At 72.6% G+C, this 25,597-nt stretch carries 23 protein-coding genes and 2 pseudogenes; 11 read left to right on the plus strand and 14 right to left on the minus strand.

The features are described 5' to 3' along the window. Positions 1–308: 308 nt before the first annotated feature. A complete protein-coding gene (locus ACIRJP_RS28910; protein WP_404180159.1) occupies positions 309–1,298 on the minus strand; it encodes a GlxA family transcriptional regulator in 990 nt (329 codons plus the stop codon). Between the two features lie 74 nt (positions 1,299–1,372). On the opposite strand from ACIRJP_RS28910, the gene ACIRJP_RS28915 reads away from it, so the two are divergent. Then, positions 1,373–1,957, plus strand: a complete 585-nt coding sequence (locus tag ACIRJP_RS28915) for a cysteine hydrolase family protein (protein ID WP_404180161.1) — start codon at positions 1,373–1,375, stop codon at positions 1,955–1,957. Between the two features lies 1 nt (position 1,958). On the opposite strand, the gene proC is transcribed toward ACIRJP_RS28915, so the two are convergent. From proC to ACIRJP_RS28950, 7 genes and pseudogenes are all read right to left on the minus strand, one after another. Beyond that, positions 1,959–2,768: a pyrroline-5-carboxylate reductase gene (proC, locus tag ACIRJP_RS28920; RefSeq protein ID WP_383712194.1), complete on the minus strand. Its 810-nt coding sequence runs from the start codon at positions 2,766–2,768 to the stop codon at positions 1,959–1,961. Between the two features lie 67 nt (positions 2,769–2,835). Continuing rightward, positions 2,836–3,624: an ABC transporter permease gene (locus ACIRJP_RS28925; RefSeq protein ID WP_404180165.1), complete on the minus strand. Its 789-nt coding sequence runs from the start codon at positions 3,622–3,624 to the stop codon at positions 2,836–2,838. Beyond that, positions 3,621–4,388 carry an ABC transporter ATP-binding protein gene (locus ACIRJP_RS28930; protein ID WP_404180168.1) on the minus strand — a complete coding sequence of 256 codons (768 nt, stop codon included), beginning with the start codon at positions 4,386–4,388 and terminating at the stop codon, positions 3,621–3,623. Before ACIRJP_RS28930 ends, ACIRJP_RS28925 begins: the two co-directional genes overlap by 4 nt. Before the next feature lie 31 nt (positions 4,389–4,419). Next, positions 4,420–4,910 (minus strand): annotated as a pseudogene (locus ACIRJP_RS28935) (methyltransferase domain-containing protein); the annotation flags it as partial. 164 nt (positions 4,911–5,074) lie between these two features. Then, positions 5,075–5,392: pseudogene (locus ACIRJP_RS28940) on the minus strand (class I SAM-dependent methyltransferase); the annotation flags it as partial. Positions 5,393–5,525: 133 nt separating this feature from the next. Then, positions 5,526–6,047 (minus strand): hypothetical protein, encoded by a 522-nt coding sequence (locus ACIRJP_RS28945; RefSeq protein WP_266731954.1) that lies wholly within the window; start codon positions 6,045–6,047, stop codon positions 5,526–5,528. Between the two features lie 55 nt (positions 6,048–6,102). After that, entirely contained in the window at positions 6,103–6,438 is a 336-nt protein-coding gene (locus tag ACIRJP_RS28950; RefSeq protein ID WP_404180171.1) for an SH3 domain-containing protein, read from the minus strand. A 124-nt stretch (positions 6,439–6,562) separates the two neighbouring features. On the opposite strand from ACIRJP_RS28950, the gene ACIRJP_RS28955 reads away from it, so the two are divergent. Further along, entirely contained in the window at positions 6,563–8,767 is a 2,205-nt protein-coding gene (locus ACIRJP_RS28955; protein ID WP_404180402.1) for a PQQ-binding-like beta-propeller repeat protein, read from the plus strand. Between the two features lie 34 nt (positions 8,768–8,801). On the opposite strand, the gene ilvD is transcribed toward ACIRJP_RS28955, so the two are convergent. From ilvD to ACIRJP_RS28975, 4 genes are all read right to left on the minus strand, one after another. Continuing rightward, the gene (ilvD, locus tag ACIRJP_RS28960; RefSeq protein ID WP_404180174.1) at positions 8,802–10,652 is read right to left on the minus strand and encodes a dihydroxy-acid dehydratase; all 1,851 of its coding nucleotides are present in this window, start codon (positions 10,650–10,652) and stop codon (positions 8,802–8,804) included. A 124-nt stretch (positions 10,653–10,776) separates the two neighbouring features. Continuing rightward, a complete protein-coding gene (locus tag ACIRJP_RS28965; RefSeq protein WP_404180177.1) occupies positions 10,777–11,463 on the minus strand; it encodes a TetR family transcriptional regulator in 687 nt (228 codons plus the stop codon). Further along, on the minus strand, positions 11,460–12,287 hold the full coding sequence (locus ACIRJP_RS28970) for a sugar phosphate isomerase/epimerase family protein (RefSeq protein ID WP_404180180.1): 828 nt from the start codon (positions 12,285–12,287) through the stop codon (positions 11,460–11,462). The genes ACIRJP_RS28965 and ACIRJP_RS28970 overlap by 4 nt, the downstream gene beginning before the upstream one ends. 117 nt (positions 12,288–12,404) lie before the next feature. After that, positions 12,405–13,358 carry a Ppx/GppA family phosphatase gene (locus tag ACIRJP_RS28975; RefSeq protein ID WP_404180183.1) on the minus strand — a complete coding sequence of 318 codons (954 nt, stop codon included), beginning with the start codon at positions 13,356–13,358 and terminating at the stop codon, positions 12,405–12,407. A 40-nt stretch (positions 13,359–13,398) separates the two neighbouring features. Between ACIRJP_RS28975 and ACIRJP_RS28980 the strand changes: the two genes are divergently transcribed. Next, complete coding sequence (locus tag ACIRJP_RS28980; protein ID WP_404180186.1) at positions 13,399–14,259, plus strand: hypothetical protein; 861 nt, start codon at positions 13,399–13,401, stop codon at positions 14,257–14,259. Positions 14,260–14,434: 175 nt separating this feature from the next. Here the strand turns inward: ACIRJP_RS28980 and ACIRJP_RS28985 are convergent, their stop codons facing one another. Then, a complete protein-coding gene (locus tag ACIRJP_RS28985) occupies positions 14,435–16,327 on the minus strand; it encodes a hypothetical protein (protein ID WP_404180189.1) in 1,893 nt (630 codons plus the stop codon). Positions 16,328–16,544: 217 nt separating this feature from the next. Between ACIRJP_RS28985 and radA the strand changes: the two genes are divergently transcribed. After that, entirely contained in the window at positions 16,545–17,957 is a 1,413-nt protein-coding gene (gene radA / locus ACIRJP_RS28990; protein ID WP_388666590.1) for a DNA repair protein RadA, read from the plus strand. An 80-nt stretch (positions 17,958–18,037) separates the two neighbouring features. Beyond that, on the plus strand, positions 18,038–19,162 hold the full coding sequence (gene disA, locus ACIRJP_RS28995) for a DNA integrity scanning diadenylate cyclase DisA (protein ID WP_404180192.1): 1,125 nt from the start codon (positions 18,038–18,040) through the stop codon (positions 19,160–19,162). Positions 19,163–19,264: 102 nt separating this feature from the next. On the opposite strand, the gene ACIRJP_RS29000 is transcribed toward disA, so the two are convergent. After that, positions 19,265–20,077, minus strand: a complete 813-nt coding sequence (locus ACIRJP_RS29000) for a hypothetical protein (protein WP_404180195.1) — start codon at positions 20,075–20,077, stop codon at positions 19,265–19,267. A 184-nt stretch (positions 20,078–20,261) separates the two neighbouring features. On the opposite strand from ACIRJP_RS29000, the gene ACIRJP_RS29005 reads away from it, so the two are divergent. The 6 genes from ACIRJP_RS29005 (at position 20,262) to cseC (ending at position 25,553) form a co-directional block, all read left to right on the plus strand. Next, on the plus strand, positions 20,262–20,909 hold the full coding sequence (locus tag ACIRJP_RS29005; RefSeq protein ID WP_404180198.1) for a phosphatase PAP2 family protein: 648 nt from the start codon (positions 20,262–20,264) through the stop codon (positions 20,907–20,909). A 155-nt stretch (positions 20,910–21,064) separates the two neighbouring features. Beyond that, entirely contained in the window at positions 21,065–21,967 is a 903-nt protein-coding gene (locus ACIRJP_RS29010; RefSeq protein WP_404180201.1) for an A/G-specific adenine glycosylase, read from the plus strand. Positions 21,968–22,143: 176 nt separating this feature from the next. Then, complete coding sequence (locus tag ACIRJP_RS29015) at positions 22,144–22,758, plus strand: SigE family RNA polymerase sigma factor (RefSeq protein WP_404180204.1); 615 nt, start codon at positions 22,144–22,146, stop codon at positions 22,756–22,758. Beyond that, positions 22,746–23,483 carry a hypothetical protein gene (locus ACIRJP_RS29020; RefSeq protein WP_404180207.1) on the plus strand — a complete coding sequence of 246 codons (738 nt, stop codon included), beginning with the start codon at positions 22,746–22,748 and terminating at the stop codon, positions 23,481–23,483. The genes ACIRJP_RS29015 and ACIRJP_RS29020 overlap by 13 nt, the downstream gene beginning before the upstream one ends. Positions 23,484–23,493: 10 nt before the next feature. Next, positions 23,494–24,198: a two-component system response regulator CseB gene (gene cseB, locus ACIRJP_RS29025; protein ID WP_404180210.1), complete on the plus strand. Its 705-nt coding sequence runs from the start codon at positions 23,494–23,496 to the stop codon at positions 24,196–24,198. Next, positions 24,195–25,553, plus strand: a complete 1,359-nt coding sequence (cseC, locus tag ACIRJP_RS29030; protein WP_404180213.1) for a two-component system sensor histidine kinase CseC — start codon at positions 24,195–24,197, stop codon at positions 25,551–25,553. Before cseB ends, cseC begins: the two co-directional genes overlap by 4 nt. The last annotated feature ends 44 nt before the right edge of the window (positions 25,554–25,597 follow it).

Here is a 25,597-nt window from a genome sequence, read left to right on the forward strand (position 1 = left end):
TTTCCCTTTCCGGCGAGTCCGACTCTATCAGATCCTTTCGGGCCTGATTCCCAGTCAGCGGGGTTTGTCTTCCCGGCCGTTGGGCCGTTCCGACGAGTGAGACTTTAGCGGAATCCTGGGCCCCGACGCTAATCGGGGCTCACGCTCCTTCGAACGTGGATTCCTCATTCCGCAAATGCGCACAGAAAGTCCGGCGACAGATGTCGCTGGTCAGATGTGGTTACTGCGGGATGGCTGTCCGGGGACCGACCGGAGTCGGCGCTCACGTCGGACAACTCGGAGCACACTACGGATGCGGGCAAGGCGTGTCAACCCCGGGCCGGGTCCGGTTGCCGGTGGAAGGCCAGGCGGTAGTCGCGGGGGCTGGTGGATACGTGGGTGGCGAAGTGCTGGCGCATGGTGATCTCGCTGCCGAAGCCGGTGCGGCGGGCCACCTCGGGGAGGGGGAGGTCGGTGCGTTCCAGGAGCTTCTGGGCTGCGGCGATGCGTTGGGTGATCAGCCAGCGCAGGGGGGTGGTGCCGGTGGTGGCCTGGAAGTGGCGGGCGAAGGAGCGGGGGGACATTCCGGCGCGGGCGGCGAGGGAGGCGACCGTGTGCGGTTCGGCCAGATGGGCCAGGGCGAAGGCGCGTACCGCGGCAAGGGTGTCGGCGTCGCGGTCGGCGTGGGGGGTGGGGTGCTCGATGAACTGGGCTTGGGTGCCGGTTCGGAACGGGGCCGTGACCATCGAACGGGCGACCGTGGCCGCTGTCTCGGCCCCGTGCATCGTGCGTACGAGGTGGAGGCAGAGGTCGATGCCGGCCGCGGTGCCCGCTGACGTCCAGATGTTGTCGTCGTGGAGGAAGAGGGCGTCCTGGGTCACCTTCACATGGGGGTAGGTGGCGCGGAGGTCGTCGGTGAGGCGCCAGTGGGTGACCGCTCGGCGGCCGTCCAGGAGGCCGGCCTGGGCGAGCGGGAAGGCTCCGCCGCACAGGGACGCGATCGGGGTGGCTCGGGCGTGGGCGCGGCGGAGGGCCTCCAGGACCGCGGCGGGGGCCGGGATCAGGTGGTCGTCGAGGCCGGGGACGACGATCAGGTCGGCGCGGGCGAGCCAGGCGAGGGTGCGGTCCGGGGTGAGGGAGAGTCCGCCGCGCAGGGCGATGGGGGCCGGTTCGGCGGCGGTGCGGCGCAGCTCGAAGGGCGGGACGCCGCGGTCGGTGCGGTCGACGCCCCAGACCTCCGTGATGACCGAGACGTCGAAGGCGCGGACGCCGGGGAAGGAGACGAGCGCGATGCGGGTGGGCTCGGAAGGGGTCGCCATCGTGGCAGTAAACCATCGGTCGATGGCTTTTTGACCTCTGGGGCATGGCGATGCCGGGCGGCAGGATCGTTCGCATGGAAATCGCAGAGAACGCGGCACTGATCGTGATCGACGTACAGAACGGCTTCGAGGAGGAGTCGTACTGGGGGCCTCGGAACAACCCGGAGGCGGACCGGAACATCGCGGGGCTGATCGATGCCTGGCAGTCGAGCGGGCGGCCGGTGGTGTTCGTACGGCATGACTCGCTCAAGCCGGATTCGCCGTTGCGGGTGGGGCAGTCGGGGAACGAGTTCAAGGGGTACGTGCAGGAGCGGCGCGGGAAGGGCGGTGGGCCCGAGCTGTTGCTGACGAAGAGCGTGAACTCCGCCTTCTACGGGACGCCCGATCTCGCCGAGTGGCTGGAGCGGAGCGGGATCCGGCAGCTCGTGGTGGTCGGGATCCAGACCAACATGTGCGTCGAGACCACGGCGCGGATGGGCGGGAACCTGGGGTACGAGGTGTTCGTACCGCTGGACGCGACGCACACCTTCGATCTGACCGGGCCGTGGGGGTGGACGCAGAGCGCGGACCAGCTGGCGCGGGCCACCGCCGTGTCGTTGCACGGCGGTGGCTTCGCGAAGGTGGTGCGCAGCGCGGAGCTGATCGCTGCCGCGGTCTAGGTCAGCCGTTGCCGGAGGCCAGTTCGCGGCTGCGGTCGCGGGCGGCTTCGAGGGCGGCGATGAGGGCGGCTCGTACGCCGTGGTTCTCCAGTTCACGGATGGCGCTGATGGTGGTGCCGGCCGGGCTGGTGACGGCTTCGCGCAGCTTGACGGGGTGTTCGCCGCTGTCGCGGAGCATCACGGCGGCGCCGATCGCGGCCTGGACGATCAGGTCGTGGGCCTGGGCGCGGGGCAGGCCGAGCAGGATGCCGGCGTCGGTCATCGCCTCGACGAGGAAGTAGAAGTACGCGGGGCCCGATCCGGACAGGGCGGTTGCCGCGTCCTGCTGGGACTCGGGGACGCGGAGGGTCTTGCCGACGCCGCCGAAGATCGCCTCGGCGGCGGCGAGGTGGTCGGTGGTGGCGTGGCTGCCGGCCGAGATGACGGACATGCCCTCGTCGACGAGGACGGGGGTGTTCGGCATGACGCGCACGACCGGGGTGCCCGCGGCGAGGCGGTCCTCGATGAAGGCGGTCGTGATGCCCGCTGCGGCGCTGATGACCAGGCGGTCGGGGGTGATGTGCCCGGAGAGCTCGTCGAGGAGCCGGCCCATGTCCTGGGGCTTGACCGCGAGGATGAGGATGTCGGCGCGCTTGGCGGCCTCGGCGTTGCTGACGGAGTCGACGCCGTAGCGGTTGTGGAGTTCCTCGGCGCGCTCGGAGCGGCGCGTGGTGACCAGCAGGTTCGCCGGGCGCCAGCCCGCCCGGATCATGCCGCTGAGCAGGGCCTCGCCGATCTTGCCGGTGCCGAGTACTGCGACTGTCTGGGTCATGTGGTTCACCCTCCGGGCTGTGCTGACGGATCTCGGTGCTCGTGTCCGTCATCCTCGCACCGGCCCGTCAGGCGGTGCGGCGGCGGAGGGTGGCGGCGCCGAGGGCGAGTACGAGAAGGGCGCAGCCCGCCACGACCAGTACGTCGCGGACGAAGTCACCGGTGACGTCGGTGTGGCCGAGGACCTGGTTCATGCCGTCGACCGCGTACGACATGGGCAGCACGTTCGAGATCGCTTCGAGGAATGGGGCCATCCGGTCGCGGGCGATGAACAGTCCGCAGAGCAGGAGCTGCGGGAAGATCACGGCGGGCATGAACTGGACGGCCTGGAACTCGGAAGCGGCGAAGGCGGAGACGAACAGGCCCAGTGCCGTGCCGAGCAGCGCGTCGAGCAGGGCGACCAGGAGCAGCAGCCACGGGGATCCGATGACGTCCAGGCCCAGCGCCCAGACCGAGACGGCGGTGGCCAGGAGCGACTGGACGATCGCCACGGCGCCGAACGCGAGGGCGTAGCCGGCGATCAGGTCGCCCTTGCCGAGCGGCATCGCGAGGAGGCGTTCGAGGGTGCCCGAGGTGCGTTCGCGCAGGGTGGCGATCGAGGTCACCAGGAACATCGTGATCAGCGGGAAGATGCCGAGGAGCGAAGCGCCGATGGCGTCGAAGGTGCGGGGGCTGCCGTCGAACACGTAGCGGAGCAGGGTGATCAGCACTACCGGGACCAGGAGCAGCAGAGCGACGGTGCGGGCGTCGTGGCTGAGCTGGCGCAGGACCCGGGCGGCGGTGGCGAGGGCACGGGCCGGGCTCAGGAGCGGGGTGCCGGTCGCCGGGGTGGGTGCCGGGGTCGGTGTCGTACTCATCGGGCGGGCTCCTGACGGGTGGCGGCCTGGTCGACCAGGTGGAGGAACGCCGCTTCGACGGTGTCCGCGCGGGCGGCGGTGCGCAGCGCCTCGGGGGTGCCGTCGGCGAGGATCTCGCCCTCGCGCATGAGGAGCAGGCGATGGCAGCGTTCGGCCTCGTCCATGACGTGCGAGGAGACGAGGAGCGTGGTGCCGCGGTCGGCGGCGAGGCGGTGGAAGAGGTTCCACAGGTCGCGGCGGAGTACGGGGTCCAGGCCCACGGTGGGTTCGTCGAGGACCAGGAGTTCCGGGGTGCCGAGCAGGGCAACGGCGAGGGAGGCGCGGGCGAGCTGGCCGCCGGAGAGTGTGCCGGCGAGGGCGTCGGCGTGGCTGGTCAGGTCGACCTCGGTGATGGCACGGGTGACGGCGGCGCGGCGGGCGTCGCGGTGTCGGCGGCCCGGCCGGAGGATCGCCGCGAAGTAGTCCAGGTTCTGCCGGACGGTCAGGTCGGCGTAGACGGACGGGTCCTGGGTGACGTATCCGATGCGTGGGCGGAGCGTGGGGTGGCCGGCGGGGCTGCCGAGCACGTCGAGGGTGCCGGTGACCTTGGCCTGGGTGCCCACGACGGACCGCATCAGGGTCGATTTCCCGCAGCCGGAGGGGCCGAGGAGGCCGGTGACCCTGCCGGGTTCGACGGTGAAGTCGATGGAGTGCAGGACCGTGCGGTCGCCTCGTACGACCGTGAGGCCGTGGGCCTCGATGGCGGCCCCCCGGTTATTCATCATGTGATGAATATGGTCCCGGGGTGCCTGCCCGTCAAGAGGTGGTGCCGGGGCCGAAAGGGGGTGAAGCGGGGACGACGGCCACGCTCAGGTCGGCCGCGTAGCTCTCCTCGACCATGCCGTCCGGGAAGAGTTCCGCCAGCCGGGCGCCCTCCTCGGCGAGGAAGCGTCGCGTGGGTTCCGCGCCGAGGGCGAGGAAGGCGGAGTGGCTGCCGAGGTTGGCGAGGTGGGTGTCGAGGGGCACCCACCGCGTCCGGGGCACCCGGCGGTGCGCGAAGTCGAGCCCGGACGGCAGGTCGCGGGGGCGGACGGCCGAACCGTGGGCGGAGTCGCCGGCGCCGAAGAAGCGGCGCAGCCGGGCGTCCTGCTCGGCGATCCACGGGACGGAGTGGTCGGAGACGTTCCACCAGAGGGCGAGGGCGCCGCCGGGCGAAGGACGCGCAGCGCCTCGGAAGCGGCGAGGGCCGGGTCCGTCCAGTGCCAGGACTGGGCGTACGTGATCAGGTCGGCCGATGCGGTGGCGAGGGCCTGGCCGGCGGATCAGGGTCGGACAGGGCGCGGCGTCTGGTGCGGTGCATCGCAAGGCGCCGGAGCGTCCTGATAGCGGAGCTGTCCGGACGTTTCGGCAACGCCGCGAGGTGCCGTGCCAGACGCCGCGACCCCGGCCATGATCCGCCGGCCGGGCCCTGGGGGAGGTGGTTGCCGTCGCCGCGTACGACGGGCAGGTGCGGGAGCGAGCGGTGGAGTTCCGCCGCCATGCCGGCGCCCGGTTCGACGGCGGTGACCCGGGCGCCGCGTTCGTGGAGGAGCCGGGTGGAGATGCCCGTGCCGGCGCCGATGTCGGCGGTGCGGGCGCCGCGCAGGGGGCGGTGGGCCAGTTCCTCGACCGCGTCGAAGAGCGCGGGCGGGTAGCCGGGGCGGGCCGCGGCGTACTGGGCGGCGGCGCGGTCGAAGGAGAGCGCGCGGGGCGGGGCCGGGGTGCCGGCGGTGAGGAGGTGGGGGCGGATTCGGGTGCGGGGCGGTGGGAATCGGCGGGAACCATGGGTTCATCGTGGCTCGCGCCGGGGGCGTGCGCCGGTGCTTCTACCGGGTCGGCGAGCGGGCGCGGGCTCACGCGCCGTCGGGGCGGAGCCGGGGAGCCTACTTGCGCTTGGGGCGCTTGCCCTTGGTGTTCTTGCGGGCCGCCGGGTTCCCGGTGCGCGCCGTGCGGCGCTTCTCGTAGCGGGCCAGGGCCGTCTCGTACTCCGTGCGGTGCAGCTGCTCGCCCGGCGCCTCGCGGAAGGTACGGAGGAAGTACGCGATCAGCGAGCCGACGAAGCCGATCGTCTTGAGACCGCGCAGATTGGCCTCGCGCGCCGGGTCGGCGGGGCGGCGGCTGAACCCTTCCCAGGTCTTGCGGAAGGCGATGGCGCTGCAGATGGCGAACATCAGCACGACCAGGATGCCGACGAAGCTGCCGACGTCGGCGATCTCGAGCCCCTGGTAGGCGAACCGGAGCACGAAGCAGGCGGCGACCGCGGCGGCCAGCGAGCCGACCGCCGCCCCGACGCGTCGCAGCCCGTAGCCCCCGCTGTGGTCGACCCAGGTCGTACCGAAGAAGCGCAGGGGCTCGGGCTGCGGGCCGGGCGTGCTGGAGCCGGGGGCTTCACTGTTCTCGCTCACGAAGCCGATTATCCCCGGGCGGTCGCGGGCCCGGACCCGCCGGGCACCGCCCCGGTCAGTCGCAGCGCGGTGCGATGTAGCCGTCGCTGCCCGTGTGGACGTAGGCGTCCGCCACGAACTGGCCGTTGGCGATGTTGTCCCAGAGGTTCGAGGTGCCGTACGGGCCGGTGACCCGCTCCCCCGGCTTCTGGCAGTAGACCGGGACCTTCATCCCGTACGGGAGGGTCCTGACGATCCCGTACTTGGTGCCCGGTCCGGTGCGGACGTTGACGCGGTAGCCGGGCGCGATCGGGTACCTGGTGACGTCGTCGGAACCGGCGAGCGCCGCCACGTCCTCGGTGGCTTCGGCGGTGGCGTCGGTCGTGATGTCGGTGTGCTCGTCCATGGCCATGAGGCCCTCCCCCGTCGAGAGTCGATGCGTACGACGCGCAGGCTACTAAGCCCCGACCTGATCGCACGCACCATCGACTAGGCTCCGTGCGTCGCGCTTGCGGACGAACACACGGGGGTGGGCGATGCCGCCGCTGCGAGGTACCGGAGCCAATCCGGAAGCGGAGCATCCGGAGTACGCCGGGCAGTACCGTCTTGAGGCGCGTCTCGGCGCCGGCGGCATGGGGGTCGTGCACCTGGCCCGCTCCGCCTCCGGACTGCAGCTCGCCGTCAAGGTGGTGCACGAGCAGTACGCGGCGAACCCGGAGTTCAGGGCGCGTTTCCGGCAGGAGGTCGGGGCGGCCCGGCGGGTCAGCGGCGCCTTCACCGCGCCGGTCGTCGATGCCGATCCGGACGCCGAACGGCCCTGGATGGCCACTCTGTACGTGCCCGGCCCCACGCTCGCCGACCAGGTGAAGCGGAACGGGCCGATGGCCCCGGCCGCGCTGCGCAGGCTGACGGCCGGGCTCGCCGAGGCGCTGCGGGACATCCACCGGGCCGGTGTCATCCACCGTGATCTCAAGCCGAGCAACGTACTGCTCTCCGACTCCGGGCCCAAGGTCATCGACTTCGGGATCTCCCGCCCGTACGACAGCGATCTGCGCACCGAGACGGGCAAGCTGATCGGCTCGCCGCCCTACATGGCGCCCGAGCAGTTCCAGCGGCCGCGTGAGGTCGGGCCCGCCGCCGATGTGTTCGCTCTGGGGGCCGTGCTCGTCCACGCGGCGACCGGCCGGGGGCCCTTCGACTCGGACAGCCCGTACATCGTGGCCTACCAGGTGGTGCACGACGAGGCAGATCTGGCGGGGGTGCCGGCGGACCTGGCTCCGCTGATCGGGCAGTGCCTGACGAAGGACCCCGCCGGGCGGCCCACCCCGGACGAGATCATGACGACGCTGCGTCCGCCCTCGTACGAGGCCGCCGCGTTCATACCGTCGCAGCGGCGGCCGGCCACCGGTCCGGCGCCCGTACCGCAGACCGGGTCCGACGCCTCTTCCGGCGCGGAAGCGGACACGCACGGGGGCGAGGGCGCGGCGGAGCGGGCCGGGAAGCCTGCGGCCAAAAGCGGCAAGCGGCGGTGGCTGGCGGCCACCGCGGCGCTGCTGGTCATGGGGGCCGGCGGGGTGTGGGCCGTCGGCACGGGCGCCGATTCCGGCCGGGCCGGTGAGTCGGCCGGCGCGGGCGGGACGAAGGACTCGGCGCAGGAGTTCGCCCCGTGGCGGGCGGCCCTGCGGACCACCGGCAAGGCGACCCCGGCCTGTTCCCCGGCGGACGGCGCCGGGGCGGAGGCGTCCGGTCCGCCCGCACTGTACTGCGCGGCGGACGGCATCGGTGTCTCCCGGCTGGATCCCTCGGACGGCCGGGTGCTGTGGTCGCGCGGCCCCGAGACCGACGCACCGGCGGTCGGCGTGGTGTCGGTCTCCGGCGGTCTGGTGCACACGGCGGTGCCGGGCGGGAAGCTCCGGGCGTACGACCCCGCCGAGGGCGAACAGGTCTGGGCCGCCGACCTCTCCCCGTACCCGGGCACCCCCTTCGACGCGGGTGACGCGCTGCTGCTGGTCGCCGAGGACGGCACCACCGAGGCACTCGACTCCGCGACCGGGGTGTCCCTCTGGCGGCATCGGCTCGGCGGGCACCAGCGCCCGGACTACGCGCTGTACGACGCCCGCACCGGGCTGGCCTACGCGTTCGAGCACTCGGCCTACGGATCGACCACGCTGGTCTCCGCCGTCCACGCCACGACGGGGCGCACGGAATGGCAGCGGCGGCTGGACGGGATGCTGACACCGGTGGGGACCTCTGACGGTGCGCTCGTCATGACGGCCATGAACGGGGACGCCCAGACCGTCGGGCTCGTCCGCTACGAACCGGGGGCGCGCAGCGCCGTACGGATGGCGCTGCCGTTCCGGATGAACGAACCGGAGGTCGTACTGGGCGGGGACACCGCCTATCTGCTGGCGCACGGCGGGACGCTGGTCGCCGTCGACACCCGCCCGGCCGAGGGCGGAAGAACGGTGCGCTGGCAGCTGGAGACCGGTGCCGGGCGGACCTCCGCTCCCGTCCTCGCCGCCGGGGACCGTCTGTACTTCTCGGCGGCGGACGGACGGCTGCTGGCCGTGGACACCGAGCACGGGAAGCTGCTGGGCCAGACGGGCCCACGGCTGCGGAACGGGAGGCTCACGTACTCCTCGGCGCTGCCCGCCCCGGTCGCCGCCGGGCGGACCGTCTTCGGGACCGCGCCCGACGGGTCCGTGTTCGCCGTGGACGGGCAGGACCCCGCCCGCTGGTGAGAGCGGGCGGGGTCCTGATCGATCGGTGTGCCGGTCAGCCCAGCTTGGACACGTCGCGCACCGCGCCCCGGTCCGCGCTCGTCGCCATCGCCGCGTAGGCACGCAGCGCGGCCGAGACCTTGCGCTCGCGGTTCTTCGGCGCGTACACGCCGTTCAGCGCCTCGCGGCGGGTGGCCAGCTCGGTCTCGGGGACGAGGAGCTCGATCGAACGGTTCGGGATGTCGATCCTGATCCGGTCGCCGTCCTCGACCAGCGCGATCGTGCCGCCCGACGCGGCCTCCGGCGACGCGTGGCCGATGGACAGACCCGACGTACCGCCGGAGAAGCGGCCGTCGGTAACCAGGGCGCAGCTCTTGCCCAGGCCGCGGCCCTTGAGGAAGGAGGTCGGGTAGAGCATCTCCTGCATGCCGGGGCCGCCGCGCGGACCCTCGTAACGGATGACGACGACGTCGCCCTCCTTGATCTCCTTGCGGAGGATCTTTTCGACGGCCTCGTCCTGCGACTCGCAGACGACCGCCGGGCCCTCGAAGGTCCAGATCGACTCGTCGACGCCCGCCGTCTTCACGACACAGCCGTCCTCGGCGAGGTTCCCCTTGAGGACCGCGAGGCCGCCGTCCTTGGAGTAGGCGTGGGCCAGGTCGCGGATGCAGCCGCCGGCCGCGTCCAGGTCGAGGGTCTCCCAGCGCTCCGACTGCGAGAAGGCGGTCGCGGAACGGACGCATCCGGGTGCCGCGTGCCAGAGCTCGACGGCCTCCGGGGACGGGGAGCCGCCGCGGATGTCCCAGTCCTTCAGCCACTGGGCGAGGGAGTCGGAGTGGACCGAGTGCACGTCCTCGTCGAGCAGGCCGGCGCGGTGCAGCTCGCCGAGGAGGGCGGGGATGCCGCCGGCCCGGTGGACGTCCTCCATGTAGTACGTGCCGCCGGGGGCCACGTTGGGGGCGACCTTCGACAGGCAGGGGACGCGGCGCGAGACCGCGTCGATGTCGGCGAGGTCGTAGGACAGCTCGGCCTCCTGCGCCGCGGCGAGCAGGTGCAGGATCGTGTTGGTGGAGCCGCCCATCGCGATGTCCAGCGCCATCGCGTTGTCGAACGCGGCGCGGGTGCCGATGGAGCGGGGCAGGACCGTCGCGTCGTCCTGCTCGTAGTAGCGCCTGGTGATCTCGACGACCGTGCGGCCAGCCTCCTCGTACAGCGCCTTGCGGGCGGTGTGCGTGGCGAGGACGGAGCCGTTGCCGGGGAGGGAGAGGCCGAGGGCCTCGGTCAGGCAGTTCATCGAGTTGGCGGTGAACATGCCGGAACAGCTGCCGCAGGTGGGACAGGCGTTCTCCTCGATACGGAGGATGTCCTCGTCCGAGATGCTCTCGTCGACGGCGTCACTGATCGCGTTGACCAGGTCGAGCTTGCGGACCGTGCCGTCGACCAGGGTGGCCTTGCCGGCCTCCATCGGGCCGCCGGAGACGAAGACCGTCGGGATGTTGAGGCGCATCGCGGCCATCAGCATGCCGGGGGTGATCTTGTCGCAGTTGGAGATGCAGATCAGCGCGTCCGCGCAGTGCGCCTCGACCATGTACTCGACGGAGTCGGCGATCAGGTCGCGGGAGGGCAGGCTGTAGAGCATCCCGCCATGGCCCATCGCGATGCCGTCGTCGACGGCGATGGTGTTGAACTCGCGCGGCACGGCGCCCGCGGCCTTGATGGCGTCGGAGACGATCCGGCCGACCGGGGCCAGGTGGGTGTGGCCGGGGACGAACTCGGTGAAGGAGTTGGCGACCGCGATGATCGGCTTGCCGATGTCCTCGCTCGCTACGCCCGAGGCCCGCATAAGGGCGCGGGCGCCCGCCATGTTGCGGCCGTGGGTGACAGTGCGGGACCTCAGCTGGGGCATCGTCTCTCGCTCCTTCGACGTTTAAGACTGCCTCCGAGCGTACGCCTCCGGCTCCAAGATCTGGACACAGTGTCCGAAATGCGGGACGAAGTGCTCGGTGGGTGGGCGGGGTGCCCGTGCGGGTTCAGGACTCCGTCAGATAGCGCTGGAGCGTGGGGGCGACCATCTCGATGATCTCCTCGGGGTCGGCCGAAGCCAGCGGTTCCGCCCGGATCACATAGCGGAGCATCACGATGCCGAGCATCTGCGAGGCCGCCAGCTCCGCGCGGAACGTGGCGTCCGGTACGTCCAGTGCCTCCGCGACCCGTTCCAGGAGCCGGCGCAGCACGAAGCCCCGCAGGACCTTCGCCGCCGCCTCATGGGTCAGGGCGGATCGCATGACGGCCAGCAGCGGGGCCCTGGACGCCGGGTTCTCCCACACCGCGATGAAGTAGCGGGCCAGCCGCTCCCCCAGCCCGTCCGCGCCTTCGCCGAGGACGGCCGGAATCTCCAGGGCCGGCTCGAAGGACAGCTCGATGGCGGCCGCGAAGACCTCGTCCTTCGTGCCGAAGTAGTGGTGGACCAGGGCGGAGTCGACGCCCGCCGCCTTGGCGATGCCCCGGATTGACGTCTTGTCGTAGCCGCGCTCCGCGAATTCGTTGCGGGCCGCCTCCAGGATGCGGGTGCGCGCGTCGGGTCCGGTGGTCTCGTCGGTACGGGAGGGGCGGCCGCGGCGCTTGGGGGGTGTGGGGTCCGCGGGGCCGTCGTCGGCGCCGCCCGTGGAGTCGGCGCCGCCCGTGGAGTCGGCGCCGCCCGTGGGACCGCCCGTCACGGGCGCGGGGCCCGGGTCGGGGACGACGCCAGGTGGAGCCGGGTGAAGGCCAGCGCCTCCGCCAGATCGGCCTCGCGTTCGGCGGTGGACATGGCACGGCGGGTATTGACCTCGATGACGACATGGCCGTCGAAGCCGGTGCGGGCCAGGTGCTCCAGGAGTTCGGCACAGGGCTGGTCGCCGCGGCCGGGCACCAGGTGCTCGTCCTTGTTGGAGCCCTTGCCGTCGGCGAGGTGGATGTGGGCGAGCCGGTCGCCCATCCGGTCGACCATCGCCATGCCGTCCGTGCGGGCCGTCGCCGTGTGCGAGAGGTCCACGGTGAAGTGGCGGTAGTCGTCGTTGGTGACGTCCCAGTCGGGGGCGTACGCGAGCATCTCTCGGTCCCGGTACCGCCAGGGGTACATGTTCTCCACGGCGAACCGCACATCGGTCTCGTCCGCCATGCGCCAGATCCCGGTGACGAAGTCACGCGCGTAATTGCGCTGCCAACGGAACGGCGGATGGACGACCACGGTCGTCGCCCCGAGTTTCTCCGCCGCGGCGCGGGCCCGCTGGAGCTTCACCCACGGATCGGTGGACCAGACGCGCTGGGTGACCAGCAGACAGGGCGCGTGGACGGCGAGGATCGGCACCTGGTGGTAGTCGGAGAGCCGCCGCAGGGCCTCGATGTCCTGGCTGACAGGGTCGGTCCACACCATGACCTCGACACCGTCGTAACCGAGGCGCGCGGCGATCTCGAAGGCCGTCGCCGTCGACTCCGGGTAGACGGAAGCCGTCGACAGGGCGACCTTCGCATCCGGGATGCGCACCACTGGTTCTGCCACTGGGACAGCGTACGGGCAGTGGTACGCCCCGCCGAGAGGTCCCGGCGGAAAGTGAGCAGGGCCATGACGGGTTTCCGGCCGCCCGGCGACACCCCGCGACGCCCGGCCGGGCGTCGCTCAGCCGCCCAGCACGTCCGGCTCCCCCGTCGGCAGGTGGTCCAGGCGGCGCAGGATGACGCCCTCGCGCAGCGCCCAGGGGCAGATCTCCAGCTCCTCGACCCCGAACAGGTCCATGGCGCCCTCCGCGACCAGCGCCCCGGCGAGCAGCTGCGCGGCCCGGCCCTCGGAGACGCCGGGCAGGCCGCCGCGCTGCTCGGCCGTCATCGCCGCCAGCTTCGGCACCCACTCCTCCAGCGATTTGCGGGTGAGGGCGCGCTGCACGTACAGGCCCTCGGTGGAGCGTGCGGCGCCGGCGATCCTGGCGAGCTGCTTGAAGGTCTTGGACGTGGCCACGACATGGTCCGGGCGGCCGAGGCGGGTGAACTCCCCGACGCTCCGGGCGATCCTGGCCCGGACATGGCGGCGCAGCGCCTTCACCTCAGCCGGGTCCGGCGGATCGCCCGGCAGCCACCCGGCGGTGAGCCGGCCGGCCCCGAGCGGCAGCGAGACCGCGGCGTCCGGCTCCTCGTCGATGCCGTACGCGATCTCCAGCGAACCGCCCCCGATGTCCAGGACCAGCAGCCGCCCGGCCGACCAGCCGTACCAGCGGCGCGCGGCGAGAAAGGTGAGCCGGGCCTCCTCCGCACCGCTGAGGACGGCGAGGTCGACGCCGGTCTCCTCGCGCACCCGGGCCAGCACCTGATCGGCGTTGCTCGCCTCCCGCACCGCGGACGTGGCGAACGGCAGGACGTCCTCGCACCCCTTGTCCTCGGCGGCCTGGAGCGCGTCGGAGACCGTCGCCACGAGCCGGTCCACACCTTCGGGGCCGATCGCCCCGTCCTCGTCGAGCAGTTCGGCCAGGCGCAGCTCCGCCTTGTGCGAGTGCGCGGGCAGCGGGCGTGCGCCGGGGTGCGCGTCCACCACCAGCAGATGCACCGTGTTCGAACCCACGTCGAGGACTCCGAGTCTCATGGCAGGAACGCTACCGGGACGACAGACTTACTCTTGGCGCGTGCCAAAGACGAAAAAGGCGAAGCCGGGCAAAAACACGAAGAAGCAGAGAACCAAGCAGGAGGCGCAGCAGCAGGAAGTGAACGGACCGGTCCGGTCCGAGGACGAGACGGGGATCGACTTCGCGCGCGCCTGGGTCGAGTTCCCGGACCCGGGGGACGACGAACAGATCTTCCGCTGCGACCTGACCTGGCTGACCTCCAGGTGGACGTGCATCTTCGGCAGCGGCTGCCAGGGCATCCAGGCGGGCCGTGCGGACGACGGGTGCTGCACGCTGGGCGCGCACTTCTCGGACGAGGACGACGAGAAGCGGGTGGCGGGCCACGTGGAGCGGCTGACCCCCGAGCTGTGGGAGTTCCACGACGTCGGTACAGAGACGGGCTGGGTCCAGCTCGACGACGACGGGGAACGCCAGACCCGGCGCTGGAAGGGTTCGTGCATCTTCCAGAACCGGCCCGGATTCGCGGCGGGTGCGGGCTGCGCCCTGCACATCCTGGCGCTGCGGGAGGGCAAGGAGCCGCTGGAGACCAAGCCGGACGTCTGCTGGCAGCTGCCCATCCGGCGCACGTACGACTGGATCGACCGGCCCGACGACACCCGGGTGCTCCAGGTGTCGATCGGCGAGTACGACCGCAGGGGCTGGGGTCCCGGAGGCCACGATCTGCACTGGTGGTGCACCTCGGCGACCTCGGCGCACGGGGCCGGGGAGCCGGTGTACGTCTCGTACCGGCCCGAGCTCACCGAGATGATGGGCGAGAAGGCGTACGAGCGGCTCGTCGAACTGTGCGAGGAGCGGCTGTCCGCGCTGCTGCCGATGGCACCGCACCCCGCGGATCCGGTCCCTCCGGCCGATCCGGCGTGACCGTACGGGGGTGGGCCCCGGCCGGTCCACCCCTCGGCCCGTCGGGTCGGCCTGCCGAGTCGGCCCGTCGGATCGGGCCGTCGAGTCGGCCCGTCGGATCAGCCCGTCGGATCAGCCCATCGGAACAGCCCGTCGAGTCGGCCCATCGGATCGGCCCGTCGAGTCGGCCTGCCCCTCAGCCCGTCGGGGCCGTGCTCGGTCCCGGCCCGTCGGTGGGCGTCGGGTCCCTACTGGCCGACGGGTCCGGTGACGGGTCGGTCGGGCCCGGGTCCGTCGGGGTGGGCGTGGGATCGCTCGGGCGGGGCGTCGGGTCGGTCGACGGCGTGGGATCCGGCGAGGCCGTGGGCGGAGCCGACGGTCCGGTGGTGGCGGAGGGATCGGCGGGAACCGGGCGCCCCGGGCCCCCGGGCGTGAGCGGCGGTGTCCCACGCCCCCGGACCACCACCGCCGAACCCGACGGGGCGAGGGCGATGCGCGCGCTCCACGGGCCGGCCGGTTCCCGCCGTTGGTCCACCAGGACGTGGAGCGTGATGCTCTCGCCCGCGGCGAGGGTGCCCGAGTAGCGGCTCAGCCGCACCCAGGACGCGTCCGGGCGGGCCGACCAGGCGACCGGCGCGCCGCCCGACGCGGTCAGCCGGATCAGGGTCGAGCCGCCGGACGAGCGGGCCTCGACGGTGAGCCCGCCGGCGCCGCCCCGGCCCGGACCCGTACTGATCACCTCTGCCGAGACGTCCGGGGCGCGGCCGTCGGCGAAGCGGGCGCCGGGCTGGGGGCGGGCGTTGCCCGCGTTCTCGTAGTGGCCGTCCGCGGTGCCGTCGAGTTCGTGCCGGGCATCGCTGTCGGTGGCGGTGACCGAGGAGCCCTCGTGGCCCTCGCCGGTCTGCGGCGCGCCACGGTAAGCGGTCCAGAGCGCGATCACGGGGGCGGCGACGACCGTCGCCACCACCGTCGTCGTCACGACCCTGGCCCGTAGCCGGTCGCGGCGCGCGGCGTGGTCCTTCGGGTCCATGGGGTAACCCGTCCGGTCGAAGCGCGGGCCGCCGGAGCGGTTGCGCTGGGCGTGGACCATCGCGACGTACGCCGATGGCCAGGGCGCCTCGACGACCGGCAGCGCGGCGGCCGAGGTGACCGCGGCGCCGGGCCAGGGGCCCTTCGCACCGGCCCGTTCGGCGGCCCTGCGGCAGCGGGGACAGTCGTCGACATGGCGGACGAGTTCGCGGCGCAGGGCGGCGGAGAGCAGGACGCGGTGTTCGCCGGTGAGCCGGGCGACGGTGGGGCAGTTGCCGGTCTCGACGACGGCGAGGGCGGCGCGGGTGCGCTCCACCTCACAGGCTGCGGCGGCCAGCAGCTCACGGGCGGTCGCCGGTTGGAGACCCAGGACGGAGGCGACGGCGCGAGGGGGAAGGTGGTGGCGCACCGCCAGTTCGAGCGCCTCGCGCTGCTCGGGGGTGGTGCCCGCGGCCTCGGGCCAGGCCAGTTGGGCGAGTTCGCGGCGGTGCGCCTCGGCGGCGGCCTCGGTCTCGGTCTCGGGAGCGCGGGCGGGGCCTGCGGGGGCGCCGCCCGGCGTGAACGCGGCGGTGGCCGGAGCATTCGCGGCGACGACCGGGGGCGTGCGGCGTCCGGCGCGCGCCCCCTGGGGCACCGATCCGCCCGACGGCTGCTTGCCCGGAGGGCCGCCCGCCCGCTTCGTCTCCTGCTTCGAGGAGAGCCTGCGCGGCTGCTTCCCCGCCTTGTGGCTGTGCGCCTGGCGGCCCTGTTTCTGCTCGGCGAGCTTGCGCAGACATATCCATCTGGCCAGCGCGTACAGCCAGGATTTACGTTCCTCCTCGCCCGCCGGGCACCGGCCGTCCTGCCGTTCCGCGATCGCGAGCACACCGCCGAGTGCCTCGGTGGCGGCATCGTGGTCGCAGAGCACGGAGAGGCAGTAGGTGAACAGGCCGTCGAGATGCGGTTCGTACCGGGCGGGCGGCCGGCGCGGCGAAGTGTGCGCCGGGAGGCGGGGCGCACCGCGTCGCGCCCGGTGTGCGCCGGTGGTGTGCGTGGGGGGCTCCAGACCGCTGCTCGTCACCTTGCGACCGTAGGCAGCACAGCGCACACCTTTCGCTCCCCTTCAGCACTTTTAATCCTTACGGGTGAACGTACCCCTCAAAAGGGGACAGGAATTACCTATTCCGCCGGAAGCCCCACGGCATTCCGCCGGAGCCACCGCGCCCCGGGAGCGGGCGCGCACCGGCCTCCGGACCGTGCCGGGCGGCATTGTCGTACCCCACCTATACGGTTGCGCCATGGCTGCCCGTACGAAAACCGCGAAGGACCGGCCGTCCTACCGCTGCTCCGAATGCGGCTGGACGACCGCCAAGTGGCTCGGCCGCTGCCCCGAATGCCAGGCGTGGGGGACGGTCGAGGAGTTCGGCGGCGCCCCCGCCGTGCGGACCACCGCGGCCGGCCGGGTCAGCACCGCCGCGCTCCCCATCGGCCAGGTCGACAGCCGGCAGGCCACCGCCCGGTCCACCGGCGTCGGCGAGCTGGACCGGGTGCTCGGCGGCGGTCTCGTGCCGGGTGCCGTGGTGCTCGTCGCGGGCGAGCCGGGCGTCGGCAAGTCGACACTGCTGCTGGACGTCGCCGCCAAGGCCGCGAGCGACGAGCACCGCACGCTCTACGTCACCGCGGAGGAGTCCGCGAGCCAGGTGCGGCTGCGCGCCGACCGCATCCGGGCGATCAACGACCATCTGTACCTGGCCGCCGAGACCGACCTGTCCGCGGTCCTCGGCCATCTCGACGCCGTCAAGCCCTCGCTCCTCATCCTCGACTCCGTGCAGACCGTCGCCTCGCCGGAGATCGACGGGGCGCCGGGCGGCATGGCGCAGGTCCGGGAGGTCGCCGGGGCCCTCATCCGGGCCTCCAAGGAGCGCGGAATGTCGACGCTCCTGGTCGGCCATGTCACCAAGGAGGGGGCGATCGCGGGTCCCCGGCTGCTGGAGCACCTCGTCGACGTGGTGCTGTCCTTCGAGGGCGACCGCCACGCCCGCCTGCGGCTCGTACGGGGCGTCAAGAACAGGTACGGCGCGACCGACGAGGTGGGCTGCTTCGAGCTGCACGACGAGGGCATCACCGGCCTCGCCGACCCCTCCGGCCTGTTCCTCACCCGGCGCGACGAGCCCGTGCCCGGCACCTGTCTGACCGTCACCCTGGAGGGCAAGCGGCCGCTCGTCGCCGAAGTGCAGGCGCTGACGGTCGATTCGCAGATCCCTTCGCCCCGGCGCACCACCTCCGGCCTGGAGACGTCCCGGGTGTCGATGATGCTCGCGGTCCTGGAGCAGCGCGGCCGGATCAGCTCGCTGGGCAAGCGGGACATCTACAGCGCGACGGTCGGCGGTGTGAAGCTCTCCGAGCCCGCTGCGGACCTCGCGGTCGCGCTGGCGCTGGCCAGTGCCGCGAGCGACACCCCGCTGCCGAAGAACCTGGTGGCGATCGGTGAAGTGGGCCTCGCGGGCGAGGTCAGAAGGGTCACCGGGGTCCAGCGCAGGCTGGCCGAGGCGTACCGGCTGGGCTTCACGCACGCGCTGGTCCCGACCGACCCGGGCAAGGTCCCGGCCGGTATGAAGGTCACAGAAGTCGCCAACATGGGCGACGCGCTGAGAGTCCTCCCGCGCCGGTCTCGCGCACAGGCCCCCCAGGAGGAGAGCGCACGCCGGTAGACTTTGCCCTGGTCTCGCCCGTCCGCACGAACGGTACGAGGGACGTAAGGGCACCGCAAACCTGTGACCGGAGGAGTGCAGTGGCAGCCAACGACCGGGCAGCATCGCCCGGAAAGTCCGGCCAAGGCACCGGTAACGAGGCGCTCATGCGCGCCTCGCTGAGCGCCGTGGCGCCCGGAATGGCGCTGCGGGACGGACTGGAGCGCATCCTCCGCGGCAACACCGGCGGACTGATCGTGCTCGGCATGGACAAGACCGTCGAGTCGATGTGCACCGGCGGATTCGTGCTGGACGTGGAGTTCACCGCGACGCGCCTGCGCGAGCTGGCCAAGCTCGACGGTGCGCTGATCCTCGACAAGGACATGACCAAGATCCTGCGCGCCGGCGTGCAGCTGGTGCCGGACGCCTCCATCCCCACCGAGGAGACCGGCACCCGCCACCGCACGGCGGACCGGGTCTCCAAGCAGTGCAATTTCCCGGTCGTCTCGGTCTCGCAGTCGATGCGCCTGATCGCGCTCTACGTGGACGGGGAGCGCCGGGTCCTGGAGGAGTCCGCCGCGATCCTCTCCCGCGCCAATCAGGCCCTCGCCACCCTGGAGCGGTACAAGCTCCGGCTCGACGAGGTCGCGGGCACGCTCTCCGCGCTGGAGATCGAGGACCTGGTGACGGTCCGGGACGTGACGGCCGTAGGGCAGCGGCTGGAGATGGTCCGCCGGATCGCCACCGAGATCGCGGAGTACGTGGTCGAGCTCGGCACCGACGGCCGGCTTCTCTCGCTCCAGCTCGACGAGTTGATCGCGGGCGTCGAACCGGAGCGCGAGCTGGTCGTGCGCGACTATGTGCCGGAGCCGACCGCGAAGCGGTCCCGCACGGTCGCCGAGGCACTGACGGAGCTCGACGCGCTCTCCCACACCGAGCTGCTCGAACTCGCGGTCGTGGCACGGGCCCTGGGCTACAGCGGCTCTCCCGAGACGCTGGATTCGGCGGTCTCGCCGCGCGGCTTCCGGCTGCTGGCGAAGGTTCCCCGGCTGCCCGGGGCGATCATCGACCGGCTGGTGGAGCACTTCGGCGGTCTGCAGAAGCTGCTCGCCGCCAGCGTGGACGATCTCCAGACGGTGGACGGCGTCGGTGAGGCGCGGGCGCGCAGCGTACGTGAGGGCCTGTCCCGGCTGGCCGAGTCGTCGATCCTCGAACGGTACGTGTAGAGCCGGTACGAGCGGATCCCGCACAGCAGCAGGCGCAGGACGATCGGGGCCCGGGAGACCGGGCCCCGCCGCGTGCTCCGGGGCGGTGCGCCCCGGTCGGCCTCAGTCCTTCGCGAGGACGAACGAGGCGCGCTGCACCGGCTCACCCGGCGACTTCGCCTCGACCAGATACGTACCGGGCCCGGCCGTCCCCGCGGGCGGCGTCGCGCACTGCGGGGAGCTCTTCCTGCGGTCCCACTCCACGGTGTGGACGACGGTCTCGCCCGCCGGGACCTTCAGCAGCAGCACGGCCGCGTCGCGCGGGCAGTCCTTGGACGACCACACCTGGTTGTCGTCGCCGCCCGCCTCGGTGATGGTGAGCACCGCGCTCTTCGGTCCGAGGTCGGCCTTGCAGGTGGTGGCCGAGTTGTTCGTGACGACCAGTTTGAACTTCGGCTTCTCGCCGGGGCTGTAGCTGAGTTCGGTGCTCAGGTTCAACCGGAGTGCCGCGGGGGTGCAGTCGGGGAGCGAGGAGGAGGCCGGGACCCGCTGACCCGTCGTACCGCTGCCGCTCGCACCCCCGGTCCCGGCGCCCGAGCCGCCGCCCGTCTCCGTACCGGCGTCGCCCGAACCGCCGCCGGAGCCCGTGTCCGTACCGCCGCCGTCCGAGCCGGATCCGCCCGAGCCGTCCGACTCGTCGCGCCCGCCGGGCTGTTGGCTGATGGCCGGGCCCGAGCCGTCGGGTCCCGGCGTGATCTCCTGCGCGGGACCAGAACCGGCGGGCCGGGAGTCGTCCTTGGTCTTCTCGTCCCCGCCCGAGGTGACGACCCACACGATCAGCAGCGCGAGCAGCGCAACGAGCGTCGCCGCTACGGCCCTCCGTCGCCAGTAGATGGTGGAGGGAAGCGGACCGATCGGATTACGCAAAGATCCCACGGCGCAAACTGTACGAGAGATCGGCGCCGACTCCCGCCCCACCCGCCGCCCCGGTCCGCAAGTTTTACGGATCATCATCACGGGCGGCCCGTTCAGGCCCCGTGGCGCCGCCGAGTTGGCCGCCGAGTCGACTGCCGGGGAACGCCCGGATGAACACCCGGCTTCATTGACTACCCTCTGTCACATGGATAGTTCAGTCACCGCGCCGCTCTACCGGGACATCACCGACTTCGCACATGACATGCCGTCATGGGTGCAACATCTGGCCGAGATATGGACGGAGCTCGGGCTCCTGCTCTTCGGTGTCCTGTTCATCACCGGGTGGTGGCGTGCCCGGCGCCAGGACGACGGCGCCCTGGCACTGGCGGTGCTCGCGCCGGTCGCGACCGCCTTCGGCTATGTGGTCAGCGAGGTACTCAAGTCGGTGGTGGACGAGGAACGCCCGTGCAGGGCGGTCGCCGGCGCGGCGGCCTCGCTGGTGAGCTGCCCGCCGCCGGGCGACTGGTCCTTTCCCAGCAACCACTCCGCGATCGCCGGCGCGGCGGCGATCGCCCTGGCGATCGCCCGCCCCCGGCTGGCCTGGCTCACCGTGCCGATGGCCCTGCTGATGGCCTTCTCCCGGGTCTTCGTCGGCGTGCACTACCCGCATGACGTGGCGGTCGGGCTGCTGCTGGGCGCCGCTGTCTCGACCCTGGTGGTCGCCGTGCTGCGCCGCCCGGTGCGGTCGCTCGCCGGGACGGTACGGAGCAGCGGGGCGCCGGTGGCGGCCTGGGCCTCGGGGCCCGGCGCGGTGCCGGCCGGCCGCTCCCGGCACCGGGCCAAGCGGCACTGACCGACCCGGCGGGGCCCGGCCGGGCCCCCTTGGGCCGGTTGCCGGACCCCCGGGGCGCGGACGGGTGGCATTATCACCCCAAGGGCCCTCACGAGGCGCGACACCACCGTGCGCTGAACCGTCGTCCGTCCTTCCGTGCCAGGATCGACGGTGCGATGACTGCCATGACTGCGACACAGACGCCCCCCGCCTCCCTCCACTCTCCCGTCATCGGGTGGTTCGACCAGCACGCCCGCGATCTGCCCTGGCGCCGCCCCGAAGCGGGCGCCTGGGGTGTGATGGTGAGCGAGTTCATGCTGCAGCAGACCCCCGTGAGCCGGGTCCTCCCGGTCTACGAGCAGTGGCTGGCCCGCTGGCCCCGCCCCGCCGACCTCGCCGCCGAACCGCCCGGCGAGGCGGTCCGCGCCTGGGGCCGGCTCGGGTACCCCCGCCGCGCGCTCCGCCTGCACGGCGCCGCGCAGGCCATAACGGAACGGCACGGCGGCGACGTACCGAGCGAGCACGGTCAGCTGCTCGCCCTGCCCGGCATCGGCGAGTACACCGCGGCGGCCGTGGCCTCGTTCGCGTACGGGCAGCGTCACGCCGTGCTCGACACCAACGTCCGCCGGGTGTTCGCCCGCGCCGCGACCGGGATCCAGTACCCGCCGAACGCGACCACCGCCGCCGAGCGCAGGCTCGCCCGCGCGCTCCTGCCCGACGAGGACGAGCGGGCGGCCCGCTGGGCCGCCGCGACGATGGAGCTCGGCGCCCTCGTCTGCACCGCCAAGAACGAGGACTGCAACCGGTGCCCGATCTCCGGGCAATGCGCCTGGCTGCTGGCCGGGAAGCCCGCCCACCAGGGGCCCCCGCGCCGCGGCCAGACCTATGCCGGCACCGACCGGCAGGTGCGCGGACGGCTGCTCGCCGTGTTGCGCGACGCCATGACACCGGTGCCGCAGTCGGCGCTGGACGCGGTGTGGGACGAACCGGTGCAGCGCGCCCGCGCACTGGACGGCCTGGTCGCCGACGGCCTGGTCGAACCGCTGGCCGGCGGGCAGTACCGGCTGCCGCTGAGCTGAGTTGCGTACCCGCCCCGCTCCCCCGCTGTTACACAACCGATGGACAGCCGTGCGTCGGTGTATGGCTGCTCCGCACAACCCCGTGACAACCGCTCCGTAGCGTCTTCTCCGTCAGCCCGACCGAACGATGGCTGACGGCGGAACCACGGGGACCCACGGGGACGGAGGCGGTTGGAATGGCGCACGGCGAGGTGCTCGAATTCGAGGACTACGTACGCACTCGGCACGACGCGCTGCTGCGCAGCGCGCGACGGCTGGTACCCGACCCTGTGGATGCGCAGGACCTGCTCCAGACCGCCCTGGCCCGTACGTACGGCCGCTGGGACGGCATCGCCGACAAGTCGCTGGCCGACGCCTATCTGCGCCGGGTCATGATCAACACCCGCACCGAGTGGTGGCGGGCGCGCAAGCTGGACGAGGTTCCCACCGAGCAGCTGCCCGACGCGAGCGTCGAGGACGGCACCGAGCAGCGCGCCGACCGCGCCCTGCTGATGGACGTGCTGGGCGTGCTGGCTCCCAAGCAGCGCAGCGTCGTCGTGCTGCGACACTGGGAGCAGATGAGTACGGAGGAGACGGCCGCCGCGCTCGGTATGTCGGCCGGTACGGTGAAGAGCACGCTGCACCGTGCGCTGGCACGGCTGCGCCAGGAGCTGGAGAGCCGTGAGGCGGCGGGCCGGGAGACCGTGCCCGCCGAGCACCGGCGCCCGGCGGCCGGCCGTGCTCCGGCGCGTGCGCGGACGCGGGCGGGCAGGCATATGGACGAACGGGGGCGGGAGCGTTGCGCGGCCTGACAGCCAGCGGCGACGGCGACGACCGTGACGGTGGAAGAGACGACGGTGGCCGCGAGGCCGCCGTCCGGCGTGGCCGGATCGTGACCGGCTGGGCGGCGAGCGCCACGACCCTGGTCGGCCTCGCCGCCTTCGGGCTGCTCACGGTCAGCTGCTCGACCGGCGGTACCGGCACCCGGGACGAGGGCCCGGCCGGCTCCCAGCCCGTCGCCCAGGTCACGCCCAGCGACGAGCCGTCCTCCTCCGCGAGGCCCGCCACGCGGATCGACCCGGTGTCGCTGCTCAAGCACGACCCCAAGGTCAGCGAGCGGGTCCGGACGGACCTGAAGCCCTGCACCGGCTCCGAGTACCCGGTGGACACCTCGTACGGCACCATGACCGGCGGCCAGGCCGCCGATGTCGTGGTGAACGTGATGACCTGCGCCGATTCGGTGGGCGTCGGCACCTATGTGTACCGCCGGCAGGGCAACGGCTCGTACGAGAACGTGTTCGCCATCGAGCAGCCCGCCGTCTACGGCACGATCGACCGCGGGGACCTGGTGGTCACGACCCAGGTGTACGAGAAGAAGGACTCGGTCGCCTACCCCTCCGGCGAGGAAGTGATCACCTACCGCTGGGCGGGCACCCGGTTCAGCGAGCACGACCGGGTGCACAACGACTTCAACCGAGCCGTCGGCAGCGGCGGGGCGGTCCTTCCGGCTCCGGACGCCGAGCCGCCGGGGAACTGAGAGCATTCCGATGGCCGAGACCCACGTCCTGTTCGTCGAGGACGACGACGTCATCCGCGAAGCCACCCAGCTGGCGCTGGAGCGCGACGGCTTCGCGGTCACCGCCATGCCCGACGGCCTGTCGGGCCTGGAGGCGTTCCGGGCCGACCGCCCCGACATCGCGCTGCTCGACGTGATGGTGCCCGGGCTCGACGGGGTCAGCCTCTGCCGCCGGATCCGCGACGAGTCGACCGTGCCCGTGATCATGCTGTCGGCCCGTGCGGACTCGATCGACGTGGTGCTCGGCCTGGAGGCCGGCGCGGACGACTACGTGACCAAGCCCTTCGACGGGGCGGTCCTGGTCGCCCGGATCCGTGCCGTGCTGCGCCGCTTCGGACATGCCACGGGCGGGCGCGCGACGATCGGGGAGCCGGAGCCGCAGCAGGTCGGCGGGGTGCTGGTCTTCGGCGACCTGGAGGTCGACACGGAGGGCATGGCGGTCCACCGCGCCGGCGAGCAGGTGGCGCTGACCCCGACCGAGATGCGGCTGCTGCTGGAGTTCTCCGCGGCGCCCGGCACGGTGCTCTCCCGCGACAAGCTCCTGGAGCGGGTCTGGGACTACGGATGGGGCGGTGACACCCGGGTCGTGGATGTCCATGTGCAGCGGCTGCGCACCAAGATCGGCCAGGACCGGATCGAGACGGTCCGCGGCTTCGGCTACAAACTCAGGCCATGAAGCGGCCCGCCCTGCGGACGGGAGTCCGCTGGAAGATCAGCATCGCGATCGCGGCGGTCGGCGCGCTGACCGCGGTCGCGCTCAGCTTCGTCGTCCACAACGCCGCCCAGGTCTCGATGCTGGAGAACGCCCGCGAGGTCCAGCTGGAGCGGCTGACGTACGCGCAGCTGCTGTACGAGGCCACGAAGACGAAGAAGGCCGACCCCCGGTTCGGCGCCAAGCTCAACGACCCGACGATGCCGCACAGCCTGCGCGCGGAGACCGGCCGGAACCGGCGCGCCACCCATGTCGAGGTGTCAGCCAAGGGGGTACCCGATGTGTGGGCGGCCGTGCCGGTCGGCAAGGGCGACGTGCTCTCGCTGCACACCCGGTTCGCGGGCCGCAATTCCACGATCATGCGCGATCTCGACCGGGCGCTGATCATCGGCTCGGTCTCGGTGGTGTTCGGCGGCTGCGCGCTGGGCGTGCTGATCGGCGGCCAGCTGTCGCGTCGGCTGCGCAAGGCGGCGGCCGCGGCGGGCCGGGTCGCGCAGGGCAATACGGAGGTGCGGGTCCGGGAGGCCGTGGGCGGTGTCGTCCGGGACGAGACCGATGAGCTGGCCGGTGCGGTGGACGCGCTGACGGACGCGTTGAACGCGCGGATCGAGGCGGAGCGCCGGGTCACCGCGGACATCGCGCACGAGCTGCGTACGCCGGTGACCGGTCTGCTGACGGCGGCCGAGCTGCTGCCGCCTGGCCGCCCCACCGAGCTGGTACGGGACCGGGCGCAGGCGATGCGCACGCTCGTCGAGGACGTGCTGGAGGTGGCCCGGCTGGACAGTGCCTCGGAGCGGGCCGAGCTCCAGGAGATCGCGCTGGGCGAGTTCGTCGGTCGGCGGATCGCGCTGCTGGACCCGGATGTGCGGGTGCGGGTCGTCCACGAGTCCCGGGTCAACACCGATCCGCGCCGGCTGGAGCGCATCCTCGGCAATCTGCTGGGCAACGCCGCCAAGCACGGCTCCACTCCGGTGGAGGTCACGGTCGAGGGCCGGGTGGTGCGGATCCGCGACCACGGTTCCGGGTTCCCGGCGGCGCTGCTGCGGGAGGGGCCGAGCCGGTTCCGTACCGGAAGCAGTGACCGGGCCGGACGCGGGCACGGGCTCGGGCTGACCATCGCCGCCGGTCAGGCGCGGGTCCTCGGGGCCCGGCTGACCTTCCGCAACGCGGCGCCGGAAGGGGCGGCGCACGGCACGGGCGGGGCGATCGCGGTGCTGTGGCTGCCCGAGCACGCGCCGACCGACACCGGCAGCTTCCCGCTCCTCCCGGTGTCCGAGCAGCGCGGACCGGACGACGAGGCGGCGCGGACCGGCAGCTGAGCCTTTAATACGGCGGGAGGCTCCCGGGGCGCGCCCCGGGAGCC

Origin of the sequence: Streptomyces sp. NPDC102437 (assembly GCF_044765565.1) — a bacterium.
Taxonomy (GTDB): domain Bacteria; phylum Actinomycetota; class Actinomycetes; order Streptomycetales; family Streptomycetaceae; genus Streptomyces.